We start from the raw sequence: 13,155 nt of genomic DNA, 5'->3' as shown, positions 1-13,155 counted from the left end.
TCCTAATTTGATTCCAGGTATTTATGATCTTAAGGTTGAAAAGAAAGCATATAATTCCAATCTAGTAGAAGAAAAAAGTATAATTTTTATGGATGATAACAAAGTTGATATACCATTAAATGGAGTATTGGTTACAGTAAAAAGTAGCTTTGATGATAGTAATGTTTATATAAATGGAGAAGATTCAGGAATAAAGGTTAGAGACTTTAAAGATGTAGGACCTTTTCCAAAGGATGGTTCAACTTATTTAACTATTAAATGTAATACTCCTTGGGGAGAAATAGATAGTGAGAAGGTATATGTAAAAGATCATCCAGATATAAAAATAGAATTAGATTTAAAGAATACAGTTATCAAAGATGATGTGGAAAAAGTTGTTAAGGAATTCTACAGTAGTGTTTTTCAATCTTTAAATTCAGAGGATAAAAATGATATAAAAGATGCTACAGCGGATGTTAAAGAAAATGTATACTCAATATTAAGTCAAAAATATTTCTTTTTAAAGAATGACTATGATATAAGTGATTTACAGATTAAGATGGAAAATAGTTCTATAGAGCGCAATCATGGATTATATCAAGCTAATATTGTTGTGAATGTATCTTATAAAATAAAGAAGAAAATACTAGGAATAAATGTTAAGAGTGAGGATATGCAGAAGAATTTTTTCACAAAGATGAAATATGAAAATGGAAAATGGGTAGTATATAATGTTCAGGACTTTTCTTTACCAGGATTAGAAGAAGAGAATAATAACCAATAATAAAAAAAACAGATTGATTTTTCAATCTGTTTTTTTATTATTTTATAGAGTTATAGCGGCATCAAGAGCAACTTCCATCATTTTAGTAAATGTTGTTTGACGCTCTTCGGCAGTAGTTTCTTCCGCTGTTATTAAATGATCACTTATAGTAAGTATTGTTAAAGCATTAACTCCATATTTAGCGGCTAGAGTATATAAAGCTGCGGTTTCCATCTCAACAGCTAAAGTACCAAATTTAGCCCATTGTTTCCATGCTTCTGGATTATCATTATAGAAACTATCAGCTGTGAATACGCTACCAACCTTAGGCTCATATCCTTTCTGAACAGCAGTATCATAAGCTGCTTTTAAAAGTTTAAATGAGGCTGTTGGAGCGAAATCTAAACCGTTAAATCTAACTTTATTTATTGCAGAATCAGTATGAGATGACATTGCTAAAACTAAATCTCTAACCTTTATATCTTCCTGCATACCACCAGCGGTACCTACTCTTATTAAGTTTTTAACTCCATAATCTCTTATAAGTTCATTAACGTAAATAGAAATTGAAGGAACACCCATGCCAGTACCTTGTACTGATATTCTTTTACCTTTATATGTTCCTGTGTATCCTAACATACCTCTAACATTATTATAGCAAACTGGATTTTCTAAAAAAGTTTCAGCTATAAATTTGGCTCTTAATGGATCTCCAGGTAATAAAATAGTTTCAGCTATTTGTCCTTCTTTTGCACCTATATGAACACTCATAATGTACCTCCTCGTAATGTAAATGTTTTTGTAAATAAATTCTAACACAAATATAGAAAAAATGCTAAAATTTATAAAAATTTAAAATTTTATTTAAGTAGTTAATCCTAATTTCTTATGTTATATTATTAAGTAATAGTAATTTATTATTAAATTTTATCTTTTCTTTTAAAAGAAAAATAAACGAGGTGATAATTTTGATGAATATAGATAGAAACATTATTAAGGATACACCAGAGTATGAAAGTCTGGGTGAAAATGAATTTCCATTAAAATATTTAAGTGAGGAAGAACTTGAAGAGTTAGGTTTCAAGAAAAGTTGTTGTGCTAGTAGAGGAGGGTGTCCTAAAAAAGCAAATGGAACTTGTGGAGGATGTTCTTCAAAGGGCGGATGCCAAGGAGGGTGTTCCTCAAAGGGATGTGGATGTTCAACAGGATCTTGTTGTTGTAAGAATAAATAAAAAATACATACTCATATGAGTATGTATTTTTTTATATTATTTTCTTTTTTTAGCAACTTCTATATTAACAGTTCTTTTGTTAAGTTTTTTACCCATTGATTTTTTCATTATATTATTTACTGCATCAGCATCAACGTTAGCAAAGCAGAAGTTTTCTTTTATATCTATATCTCCAACTTGTTTAGGACTTATTCTAGCAGTCTCTTTTAAGAAATTAACAAGAGATTTAGGAGTTATACCATCTCTTCTTCCAACAGACATAAATAATCTAGTTTCGTCCATTACAGGAGCTTCTATAGAATTTGAAGTGTAATCAAAAGAAGATTCTTTATCAAATACTATTTTTAAAAGAGCAGCTGCAACATCTACTAAGCTATAATCTTCATCTAATTGAGTAGCTATTGGAATAAACTTTTGGAAATCTTCTGAAGCTTCTTCTATAGTAGATTTTACATTATTTATTATGTTATTATGTTTATTTTGGAATATTTCATCAACTGTAGGTACAGCTTTTCTTATTATTTTACTCTTAGTATGCTTTTGTATTTGCTTAAGCATCATATATTCTTTTGGAGTAACTAAAGAATAAGCAACTCCCTCTCTGTTAGCTCTACCTGTTCTTCCGATTCTATGTACATAACTTTCATTGTCTTGTGGTAGATCGTAGTTTATAACGTGAGTTACGCTTTCAACGTCTATTCCTCTAGCTGCAACATCAGTAGCAACTAAGAAGTCTAAGCTTCCTTCTTTGAATTTTCTTAAAGTTTGAAGTCTATGGTTTTGGCTCATATCTCCGTGCATACCTTCAACCATATATCCTCTAGCTTGCATTTTTTCTACAACTTCGTCAACACCTTTTTTTGTTTTGCAGAAAATTATCGCAGCATTTGGTTCATCAAAATCTAAAACTCTACAAAGAGTTTCAAATCTATCTCTATGTTTTATTTCAAAATAAAATTGTTCTATTTTTGAAACTGTTAAAGAACTTTTCTTTATTGCGATGTGCTTAGTATCTTCTTTCATGTAATTTCTAGCTAATTTCTTTATTTGCGGAGGCATAGTAGCAGAGAATAAAAGTGTTTGTCTATCAGTTTTTAGTGATTTAACAATTTCTTCTAAATCATCAATGAATCCCATGTTTAACATCTCGTCAGCTTCGTCTAACACTAGGAATCCTATATCGTTAAGAGGTAAACTCTTTCTTCTTATTAAGTCTAATACTCTACCAGGTGTTCCAACCACTATATCAACACCATTTTTTAAAGCTCTAATCTGTCTATCTATTGGTTGACCACCGTATATTGGTAAAACTGAAAGTCTTTCGTGCTTACCAAGTCTTACAAGTTCTTCATTTACTTGTATAGCAAGCTCTCTAGTTGGTGCTAAAATAAGTGCTTTAGGAGTTTTCTTTTTTCCTGAAAAATCAGCATTGTTTATTATAGCGCATCCAAAAGCAGCTGTTTTACCAGTACCAGTTTGAGCTTGACCGATTATATCGTGTCCTTCTAGGGCTACAGGAATACTCTCAGCTTGTATTTGAGATGGTTCTTCAAATCCCATATCTTTTATAGCTTTAAGTAAGCTTTCCTTAAGACCTAAGTCATCAAATTTTATATTGTTCATTCTTTATCCTCTTTCTTTTCGTGTATTTTAGTTTTTTAAATTTATTTTATTCTTTAAAAATTCTCACAATCAAACAAAGCTTATCATAACATAGTATCTCCATATAAGCAAATGATATTATTAAAATAAGAATTAAAAAGTTTATTTAAATGTTTACTATAAGTTATAATAATATAGATTAAGAAGGAGAGTGAGGAATAGATTTGAAAATAGGAATTTCTTCAGCATGTTTTTATCCAGATTTCGAATTAGAAAAATCTATTAAAATAATGAAAGGATTGGATTTCGATACAGGAGAATTATTTTTAAATACTTATTATGAATATAGTGATAAATTTTTATATAAGTTAATGGAAGAAAAAGAAAAAAATAATTTTAACATAAAATCAGTACATTTTTTTTCATCTATGTATGAGCCTTATTTATTTGATGAGTATAAAAGGAGAAGAAAAGATGCCTTATCTATATATAAAAAGATATGCAAAGCAACTAGTAAGTTAGAGGCTTCATCTTATACTTTTCATGGTATGAGAAAAAGAGAACTCCATACTATTAATAAGGAAAAAGTCTTAGAAATATACAATGAGTTAGCTTATATTGCAAGAGAAAACAATATATATTTATCACAGGAAAATGTTTCTTGGTGTATGTCATCAGAAATGGAATTTTTAGAACTTTTAAAAAATCATATTAAATATGATATTAAATTTACTTGTGATATAAAACAAGCATATAAAAGCAATAAAAATCCTCTTGATTATATTGATATCATGGGAAATGATTTGATTAATTTTCATATAAATGATAGGGATGAAAAAAATATTTGTTTGCTTCCAGGTAAGGGGAATGTTGATTATAAACCTATATTTGAGAAATTAAAAAACATAAAATACAAAGGTCCATTAATAATTGAAGTTTATAGAGAAAATTTTAAAAAATATGAAGAATTAAAAGATGTCAAATATTTTATAGAAAAAAATTTGCTAGTATGATAAAATGTATAAATGTAAGAATAAAATTAAAGAAATATTTGATAAAAAAAGAAATTATATGTTATAATTGCCTAGGTTAATTCATGAAAGATGAATTAAAAGGCTATTTACAGGAGGAATATACAATGGAAGCTAAAATGAACAAAATAGACACAAATGTTGTAGAATTAGAAATTAAAGTTGATGCTAAAGACTTTAACGAGGCGTTAAAGAAGTCTTACAATAAAAACTCAAAGAAGTTTAACATACCAGGATTCAGAAAAGGAAAAGTTCCAATGAATATGGTTAAAAAATTCTATGGAGTAGAAGTTTTATTTGATGATGCAATAAACACTTGTATAGATAAAACTTATGGAGTTGCTTTAGATGAGAACAACATAAGACCAGTTGATTATCCACAAATCGAAGTTGTAGAAGTTGGAGAAGGAAAAGACTTAGTTTACAAAGCTAAAGTTACTACTTATCCAGAAGTTACTTTAGGAGATTACAAAGGATTAGAAGTTGAAGAAATATCTTACGAAGTTAAAGACGAAGATATAGAAAAGCAATTAGCTGATATGCAAGCTAGAAATGCTAGAGTTGAAACTAAAGAAGAAGGAACAGTTGAAAACGGAAATATCGCAGTTATAGATTTCAAAGGATTTATCGATGATGTAGCATTCGAAGGTGGAGAAGGAAAAGATTATCCATTAGAAATAGGTTCAGGAAGTTTCATAGATAACTTCGAAGAGCAATTAGTTGGATTAAAAGTTGGAGAAAGCAAAGATGTTAATGTAACATTCCCAGAAGCTTATGGAAAAGAAGATTTAAACGGAAAACCAGCTAAATTCGAAGTAACTGTAAAAGAAATAAAAGTTAAAGAAATGCCAGCTTTAGATGATGAGTTTGCTAAAGAAGTTTCAGAATTTGATACTTTAGAGGAATTAAAGGCTGACTTAAAAGAAAAAGCTGTAAAAGCTAACGAATTAAGAGCTAAAAGAGAAATGGAAGAGAAAGTTATAAACACTGTAGTTGACAATGCAACAGTTGAGATTCCAGAAGCTATGATAAACAGAGAAGTTGAAAACATGGTAAGAGACTTAGAAATGAGATTAGGACAACAAGGACTAAGCTTAGAGCAATACTATGAGTTTACTGGAAGCACTGAAGACAAAATGAAGTCTTACATGAAAGAAAATGCTGAGAGAAAAGTTAAAACTGACTTAGTTATGAATGCTATAACTAAAGCAGAAGCTATAGAAGCTACTGAAGAAGAGTTAAAAGCAAAAGCTGAAGAAGTTGCTAAAATGTACTCAAACGGAGCAGAAACAGAAAAAATGGTTGAGCTTTTATTAAACGCTCAAAAAGAAGCTTTAGAGTTAGACGTTAAAAGAGAAAAAACTTTAAAAATGTTATTTGAATCTTTAAAATAATAAAATAAACAAACTTTCAGATAATTGCCAGGAAGTATTTCTTGGCAATTATTTTAAAATTAAAAGTTTATTTGAAAAAAGAATAATTAACAAATCACTATTTTTTTTATATAATAATTATGATAATGTATGTTTTTATGATATATATGGCAATATTATAATTAGAGTTTTTTAAAAGGAGGGAATTTCATGAGCAATTTAGTACCTATGGTAGTTGAACAAACAAACAAAGGTGAAAGAAGTTACGATATATTCTCAAGATTATTAAAAGATAGAATAATAATGTTAAGTGGAGAGGTTAATGATGTAACGGCTAACCTTGTTGTTGCACAATTATTATTCTTAGAAAGCGAAGATCCAGATAAAGATATACATCTTTACATAAATTCGCCAGGAGGTTCTATAACTTCAGGAATGGCAATTTATGATACTATGCAGTATATAAAGCCTGATGTATCTACAATCTGTATTGGTATGGCTGCTTCTATGGGAGCATTCTTATTATCTTCAGGTGCAAAAGGAAAAAGATTCGCATTACCGAATGCTGAAATAATGATACATCAACCTTTAGGTGGATTCCAAGGTCAAGCAACTGATATAGATATTCATGCTAAGAGAATATTAAAGATAAAAGATAAATTAAATCAAATCTTAAGTGAAAATACAAATCAACCTCTTGAAAAAATAAAGATAGATGTTGAGAGAGATTATTTCATGGAAGCATCAGAAGCAGTAGAATATGGATTAATAGATAAAGTTATAGAAAGAAAATAATCTACAACTTAAGTCTTATTGAAAGTTGAGGTGGATGAGATGGGAAAATTCGAAGATAAAAAGCAATTAAGATGTTCTTTTTGTGGTAAAAATCAGGAACAGGTTAAGAGATTAATCGCAGGTCCTGGTGTGTATATATGTGATGAATGTATAGAACTTTGTTCAGAAATTATAGAAGATGAATTTGAGGGAAATACACAAGCATCACCTTTAGAAGCAAGTAATCTTCCAAAGCCACAAGAAATCAAAGACTATTTAGATCAATATGTTGTTGGTCAAGATAGAGCTAAGAAATCTTTAGCAGTAGCTGTTTATAATCACTATAAGAGAATAAATGCTAATAAGGCAGAAGATGATGTTGAACTACAAAAAAGTAACATACTTTTATTAGGTCCTACTGGTTCAGGTAAGACACTACTTGCACAAACTCTTGCTAAAATGTTAAATGTTCCATTTGCTATAGCAGATGCTACAACATTAACAGAGGCAGGATATGTTGGTGAAGATGTTGAAAATATACTTCTAAAGCTAATTCAAAATGCAGATTATGACGTTGAGAGAGCTGAAAAAGGTATAATATATATAGATGAGATAGATAAGATTGCTAGAAAATCAGAAAATCCATCTATTACAAGAGATGTTTCAGGAGAGGGTGTTCAACAAGCCTTACTAAAAATATTAGAAGGAACAACAGCTTCAGTACCACCACAAGGTGGAAGAAAGCATCCACATCAAGAGTTTATACAAATTAATACTTCAAATATTTTATTTATTTGTGGTGGAGCTTTTGATGGAATAGATAAAATAATAGAAAAAAGAGGCACTAAGAGTTCTATAGGATTTGGCGCTGAAGTTAAAGGTAAGAGTGAAAAGAATGTTGGAGAACTTTTAAAGGATATAATGCCTGGAGATTTATTAAAATTCGGTTTAATACCAGAGTTTGTTGGTAGATTACCAGTTCTTGTAACTTTAGAAGCTCTAGATAATGAAGCTCTAGTAAGTATTTTAACTAAGCCAAAGAATGCTTTAGTTAAACAATACAAAAAGCTATTTGAACTTGATAATGTAAAGCTAGACTTTACAGAAGAAGCTTTAAAAGCTATTGCAGATGAAGCTATAAATAGAAAAACAGGTGCTAGAGGATTAAGAGCTATAGTAGAAGAAACTATGATGGATATAATGTTTGAAATACCATCAGAAGAAAGTATAGTAAAAGCTACTATAACAGAGGAAACAATAAAAGATAGAAAAGAACCTGAAGTTGAGAAACTTCCTGAAGGAGAAGTTAGACCAACTTTAAGAACTGAAAAGAAAAGTAAAAGTAGAAAAGATATAGAAACTGCTTAATAAAAAAAGATGCGTACTAGTATGCATCTTTTTTTTATGGATTTTTTGGAATATAATCACATTAATAAGTAAATACTAACCTTAAAGAACGGGAGGTATTAAAGATGAATAGTTATACATTTATAATGTTATTGCAATTGCTTATATCAGTTTTATTTTTTGTATATATGAGTAATTCGGTTAATAATAAGAAGAAAAATAACAGTGTATTAGAAAAAGAGAATGAAAAAGAAATGGAAAAGTTAAATAAATTAAGGATGATAAAGTTAACAGAACCTTTAACTGAGAAGAGTAGACCGAGTAAATTAGAAGAAATAATCGGGCAAGAAAAAGGTATAAAGGCTCTTAAAGCTGCATTATGTGGGCCAAATCCACAGCATGTAATAATATATGGTCCTCCAGGGGTAGGTAAAACAGCAGCCGCAAGAATAATCTTAGAAGAAGCAAAAAAAATGGTATCCTCTCCTTTTAACAAGGATTCTAAGTTTATTGAAATTGATGCAACAACTCTAAGGTTTGATGAGAGAGGTATAGCAGATCCTTTAATAGGATCTGTACACGACCCTATATATCAAGGGGCTGGTTCTTTAGGGATAGCAGGAGTGCCTCAACCTAAACCTGGAGCGGTAACTAAGGCTCATGGAGGAATGCTTTTTATAGATGAAATAGGAGAATTGCACCCAATTGAATTAAATAAGCTTCTAAAGGTTTTAGAAGATAGAAAAGTCTTCTTAGATTCAGCTTATTATAGTTCAGAAGATCCTAATACACCTAGATACATAAAAGAGATATTTGATAATGGGTTACCAGCAGATTTTAGATTGATTGGAGCTACTACAAGAAGTCCAGAAGAAATTGTTCCAGCTATAAGATCAAGGTGTGTAGAGATATTTTTTAGAGGATTAACTGTTGAAGAGATTAGAGAAATTGCTTTAAATGCAACTAAAAAAGTTGGATATAGAATAAGTGATGAAGGATTAGATATAGTAGCTAGATATTGTACTAATGGAAGAGAGGTTATTAATTTAGTTCAATTGTGTTCTGGTCTTGCTATAAATGAAAATAGGGATTATATAAAAGAAAGTGATATTTATTGGGTTATTGAAAATGGTCAATATAATCCGAGAATGGAAAGAATGATAAATGATAAACCAGAGATTGGATATGTAAATGGTTTGGCTGTATATGGTGCCAATAATGGGGCGTTAATGGAGATAGAAGCTACAGCTAAAGCTTCAAAAAATAATGTTGGAAATATAAAGATTACGGGAATAGTGGATGATGAAGAGTTAGGAGGTGGAGAGAAAAAAATAAAGAGAAAGAGCACTGCATATTGTTCTGTGCAAAATGTATTAACTGTTTTAGATAATATATTTAATCTAAATTCAAGGGAATATGATATACATGTTAATTTCCCAGGAGGAATACCAGTAGATGGACCATCAGCTGGTATAAGTATAGCAACAGCTATATATAGTGCAATAAAGGAGATTCCTGTAAGTAATAGAGTCGCCATGACTGGAGAAATATCAATAAAAGGAAAAGTCAAGCCAATAGGTGGAGTTAATGCTAAAATCTTAGCTGCAAAGAGAGCAGGGGCAGAATTAGTCATAGTTCCCAAGGAAAATTTAAGTAGTGTAACAAGAGATATTGATGGTATAAAGATAGTAGGAGTTAAAGGAATTGAAGAGGTTTTAAAACTTGCACTTTTTGAAGAAGAAAGTGTTCAAGAGGATAATTTGACAATTAATGATAATGCAGCATTCTTTAGTGCTGGCGCATTAAATGCAGAATCTGCACAGAAAGCTAACACTTAATGTGTTAGTTTTCTTTTATGTACTTAATTAAGGTTGAAAAAAACTTGTAATATGTGTATACTTGTTAAAGGCTATATATTTACATAATATATAGTTATTAATTTTTTTTGGAGGGGATATTTATGAAAGAAGATAAATTAATTCTTCCTTTAATTCCTCTAAGAGGTTTAACTGTATTTCCTAATATGGTTATATACTTTGACGTTGGTAGGAAAAAGTCAATAGAAGCTGTTGAAAAAGCTATGGCAGGAGACCAAAAAATATTTTTAGCAGCTCAAAAGGATATAGAAATTGACAATCCAAGTGAAGATGACATCTTTAATATAGGTACAATCTGTGAAATAAAGCAAATTGTAAAAATGCCCAAAAATACCATAAGAGTTTTAGTAGAAGGTATTGAAAGAGCAAAGATGGATGAATTCTTTGATAAAGAGGAATTACTTGAAGCATCAATAGAAAAAATAGATATTGATAATGAAGTTGACCATGAAATTGAAGCTTTATCAAGAAAGTTAAAAGATGACTTTTTTGAATTTTTAGATATTACTGCAAGCAGTGGAATAAATGGTGTTGATTTATTTGATAATCTAGAAGAAGAAAAAGACTTAAATAAGGTTACTGATTTAATTTCTTCATATGTTCTTGTAAAACAAGAGGACAAGCAAGATATTCTTCAAACTTTAAACCTTAAGGAAAGAATGGAAAAATTAATATTCTATGTGAAACAAGAAATTGAAGTAGCTAAGATAGAAAAAAGAATAGGTACTAAGGTTAAGAAGAAACTTGATAAAGGACAAAGAGAATACTATTTAAGAGAGCAAATAAAGGTTATCCAAGAGGAACTTGGAGAAGAGGATGATAATAAGAAGGCTATAATTGAGTTTGAGAAAACAATAGAAGAGAAAAAGTTACCAAACCAAATTAAAGAAAAAGCTCAATATGAAATCTCAAAACTTAAAGCTTCATCACCATATTCACAAGATGGCGGAGTTACAAGAACTTACTTAGAAAATTTATTAGACATGCCTTGGGGAGAGTTTACTAAGGATACTTTAAATATAAAAGAAGCTAGAAAAGTATTAGATAAAGATCATTATGGATTAAAGGATGTAAAGGATAGAATACTTGAGTATTTAGCTGTAAAACAAATAAGTAATTCCTTAAGAGGACCTATTCTTTGTTTAGTTGGGCCTCCAGGAGTAGGTAAGACTTCTATAGCTAAAAGTGTGGCTACTTCATTAAATAGAAATTTTGTAAGAATGTCTTTAGGTGGAGTTAGAGACGAAGCAGATATAAGAGGTCATAGAAGAACTTACGTTGGTGCAATTCCTGGAAGAATAGTTACAGGTTTAAAAGAAGCTAAAAGTATGAATCCAGTATTCTTATTAGATGAAATTGATAAATTAGGAATGGATTTTAAAGGAAATCCAGCCGATGCCTTATTAGAAGTTTTTGATAGTGAACAAAATAAAACTTTTAGAGACCATTATTTAGAAGTTGATGTAGATTTATCAGAGGTTATGTTTATAACAACAGCAAACTCTTTAGATGGTATTCCAAGACCTCTTTTAGATAGAATGGAATTAATTGAGGTATCAGGATATACTTATGAAGAAAAATTTAGAATAGCTAAAAAATACTTAGTACCAAAGGTTTTAAAAGAACATGGAGTAAGTAGTAAAAAAATAAACATATCTGATTCAGCTTTAAAGCTTATTATAGATAGTTATACAAGAGAGTCAGGAGTAAGAAATCTTCAAAGACAGATAGCTAATGTTATAAGAAAAGGAATAAAGGATATAATAGAAAAGAATAAGGAAAAGCTAAATATATCCACAAAGCTAGTTGAAAAATATTTAGGACCAAAGATATTTAGCTATGAAGAGATTGATAAAGAGGATAAAGTTGGAGTAGTAACAGGAATGGCTTGGACAGCTTATGGTGGAGATACTCTACCTGTAGAAGTAATGGTCATGGACGGTAAAGGAAGATTAGAACTTACAGGTCAACTTGGAGATGTAATGAAAGAATCTGCAAGAGCAGCATACTCTTATGTTAGAGCTCATATGAAAGAGTTAGGGATAAAAGATGAATTTTATTCTAAGAAGGATATTCACATACATGCTCCAGAAGGAGCTGTGCCTAAGGATGGGCCTTCTGCTGGGGTTACTATGACTACTGCCTTAGTATCAGCCTTAACTGGCAAAAAAGTTAAGCATAATGTTGCTATGACAGGAGAAATAACTTTAACTGGAAAAGTTTTAGCTATTGGTGGGTTAAAGGAAAAATGTTTAGCCGCAAGAAGAGTTGGAATTGATACAGTTATAGTTCCTAAGGAAAATGAAAAAGATGTTATTAAACTTCCTAAGATAGTTAAGGATAGTTTAAATATAATACTTGCAGATAAAATTGATGATGTATTAAAGAATGCATTGGTTGGAGTTGAAAAATAATGAAAATAAAAAGTTCGGAATTTATAATATCAGCGGTTAAAAGAGAGCAATATCCTGATGACAATTTACCTGAGATTGCTTTTGTTGGTAGATCAAATGTTGGTAAGTCTTCTATAATCAATTCATTAACAAATAGAAGAGGATTAGCAAAGGTGAGCCAAACTCCAGGAAAAACTAGATTAATAAACTTTTTCTTACTAAATAAAGACTTTTATCTAGTTGATTTGCCTGGATATGGATATGCTAAAGTATCTAAAAAGGAAAAAGCATCTTGGGGAGCTACAATAGAAAGATATTTATTAAATAGAGCACCTTTAAAAAAGGTTGTTTTATTAGTAGATTGTAGACATAAACCTACTGCTGATGACGTTCAGATGTATGAATGGATAAAGCATTATGGATATGAAGTTGTAGTTATTGCAACAAAAAGTGATAAAATATCTAATAACCAAATAGGAAAAAGTGAGAAGCTTATAAAAGAAACTTTAGGATTACCTAAAGATTATAAATTAAAGTTTTTCTCTTCATTAAATAAAAAAGGAAAAGATGAACTTGTAGATTATCTATTTGATGATTTAGTGGAAGAAAATTAAATTTATAAGAGCAACTATTATATAGTTAACCTTTTAGAAGCTTTGAGAATATAATATTAAAAGATAGCCATGAAGGATTATGCTTTCATGGCTATTTTTTTTTGAAGTATATGCTAAGCTATAAAAAAATATTACAAAATATAGAAAATATTCCATAAATAAGTGTCAAA

General features: G+C 29.8%; 11 protein-coding genes. 9 read left to right on the top strand and 2 right to left on the bottom strand.

All coding sequences use genetic code 11. The features are described 5' to 3' along the window. Nucleotides 1-7 precede the first annotated feature (7 nt). On the top strand, nucleotides 8-763 hold the full coding sequence (locus AC2JAQ_RS09115; RefSeq protein WP_488456162.1) for a TcaA 3rd/4th domain-containing protein: 756 nt from the start codon (nucleotides 8-10) through the stop codon (nucleotides 761-763). 42 nt (nucleotides 764-805) lie between these two features. Here the strand turns inward: AC2JAQ_RS09115 and deoD are convergent, their stop codons facing one another. Beyond that, a complete protein-coding gene (gene deoD / locus AC2JAQ_RS09110; RefSeq protein ID WP_488456161.1) occupies nucleotides 806-1,513 on the bottom strand; it encodes a purine-nucleoside phosphorylase in 708 nt (235 codons plus the stop codon). Between the two features lie 200 nt (nucleotides 1,514-1,713). Between deoD and AC2JAQ_RS09105 the strand changes: the two genes are divergently transcribed. Then, on the top strand, nucleotides 1,714-1,974 hold the full coding sequence (locus AC2JAQ_RS09105) for a hypothetical protein (RefSeq protein WP_488456160.1): 261 nt from the start codon (nucleotides 1,714-1,716) through the stop codon (nucleotides 1,972-1,974). A 36-nt stretch (nucleotides 1,975-2,010) separates the two neighbouring features. Here AC2JAQ_RS09105 and AC2JAQ_RS09100 read toward each other — a convergent pair whose 3' ends face one another. Next, nucleotides 2,011-3,597 carry a DEAD/DEAH box helicase gene (locus AC2JAQ_RS09100; protein ID WP_488456159.1) on the bottom strand — a complete coding sequence of 529 codons (1,587 nt, stop codon included), beginning with the start codon at nucleotides 3,595-3,597 and terminating at the stop codon, nucleotides 2,011-2,013. A 203-nt stretch (nucleotides 3,598-3,800) separates the two neighbouring features. Between AC2JAQ_RS09100 and AC2JAQ_RS09095 the strand changes: the two genes are divergently transcribed. From AC2JAQ_RS09095 to yihA, 7 genes are all read left to right on the top strand, one after another. After that, on the top strand, nucleotides 3,801-4,589 hold the full coding sequence (locus AC2JAQ_RS09095; protein WP_488456158.1) for a sugar phosphate isomerase/epimerase family protein: 789 nt from the start codon (nucleotides 3,801-3,803) through the stop codon (nucleotides 4,587-4,589). Nucleotides 4,590-4,714: 125 nt separating this feature from the next. Continuing rightward, the gene (gene tig, locus AC2JAQ_RS09090) at nucleotides 4,715-6,001 is read left to right on the top strand and encodes a trigger factor (RefSeq protein ID WP_488456157.1); all 1,287 of its coding nucleotides are present in this window, start codon (nucleotides 4,715-4,717) and stop codon (nucleotides 5,999-6,001) included. Nucleotides 6,002-6,190: 189 nt separating this feature from the next. After that, entirely contained in the window at nucleotides 6,191-6,775 is a 585-nt protein-coding gene (gene clpP / locus AC2JAQ_RS09085) for an ATP-dependent Clp endopeptidase proteolytic subunit ClpP (RefSeq protein WP_423238913.1), read from the top strand. Nucleotides 6,776-6,814: 39 nt separating this feature from the next. Then, complete coding sequence (gene clpX, locus AC2JAQ_RS09080) at nucleotides 6,815-8,122, top strand: ATP-dependent Clp protease ATP-binding subunit ClpX (protein WP_488456156.1); 1,308 nt, start codon at nucleotides 6,815-6,817, stop codon at nucleotides 8,120-8,122. Between the two features lie 104 nt (nucleotides 8,123-8,226). After that, nucleotides 8,227-9,939 carry an ATP-dependent protease LonB gene (lonB, locus tag AC2JAQ_RS09075; RefSeq protein ID WP_488456155.1) on the top strand — a complete coding sequence of 571 codons (1,713 nt, stop codon included), beginning with the start codon at nucleotides 8,227-8,229 and terminating at the stop codon, nucleotides 9,937-9,939. A 122-nt stretch (nucleotides 9,940-10,061) separates the two neighbouring features. Then, a complete protein-coding gene (gene lon, locus AC2JAQ_RS09070) occupies nucleotides 10,062-12,392 on the top strand; it encodes an endopeptidase La (RefSeq protein WP_488456154.1) in 2,331 nt (776 codons plus the stop codon). Then, complete coding sequence (gene yihA, locus AC2JAQ_RS09065; RefSeq protein WP_423238917.1) at nucleotides 12,392-12,985, top strand: ribosome biogenesis GTP-binding protein YihA/YsxC; 594 nt, start codon at nucleotides 12,392-12,394, stop codon at nucleotides 12,983-12,985. Before lon ends, yihA begins: the two co-directional genes overlap by 1 nt. The last annotated feature ends 170 nt before the right edge of the window (nucleotides 12,986-13,155 follow it).

Source organism: Clostridium sp. LIBA-8553, from assembly GCF_057782465.1.
The sequence above is the reverse complement of the archived record's forward strand: the minus strand, read 5'-3'. Positions and strand labels throughout refer to the sequence as shown.

What these genes read in the sequence shown, in the direction of transcription:
- deoD (WP_488456161.1), bottom strand. Translation starts at nt 1,513, where the DNA reads ATGAGTGTTCATATAGGTGCAAAAGAAGGACAAATAGCTGAAACTATT.
- AC2JAQ_RS09105 (WP_488456160.1), top strand. Translation starts at nt 1,714, where the DNA reads ATGAATATAGATAGAAACATTATTAAGGATACACCAGAGTATGAAAGT.
- AC2JAQ_RS09100 (WP_488456159.1), bottom strand. Translation starts at nt 3,597, where the DNA reads ATGAACAATATAAAATTTGATGACTTAGGTCTTAAGGAAAGCTTACTT.
- tig (WP_488456157.1), top strand. Translation starts at nt 4,715, where the DNA reads ATGGAAGCTAAAATGAACAAAATAGACACAAATGTTGTAGAATTAGAA.
- clpP (WP_423238913.1), top strand. Translation starts at nt 6,191, where the DNA reads ATGAGCAATTTAGTACCTATGGTAGTTGAACAAACAAACAAAGGTGAA.
- clpX (WP_488456156.1), top strand. Translation starts at nt 6,815, where the DNA reads ATGGGAAAATTCGAAGATAAAAAGCAATTAAGATGTTCTTTTTGTGGT.
- lonB (WP_488456155.1), top strand. Translation starts at nt 8,227, where the DNA reads ATGAATAGTTATACATTTATAATGTTATTGCAATTGCTTATATCAGTT.
- lon (WP_488456154.1), top strand. Translation starts at nt 10,062, where the DNA reads ATGAAAGAAGATAAATTAATTCTTCCTTTAATTCCTCTAAGAGGTTTA.
- yihA (WP_423238917.1), top strand. Translation starts at nt 12,392, where the DNA reads ATGAAAATAAAAAGTTCGGAATTTATAATATCAGCGGTTAAAAGAGAG.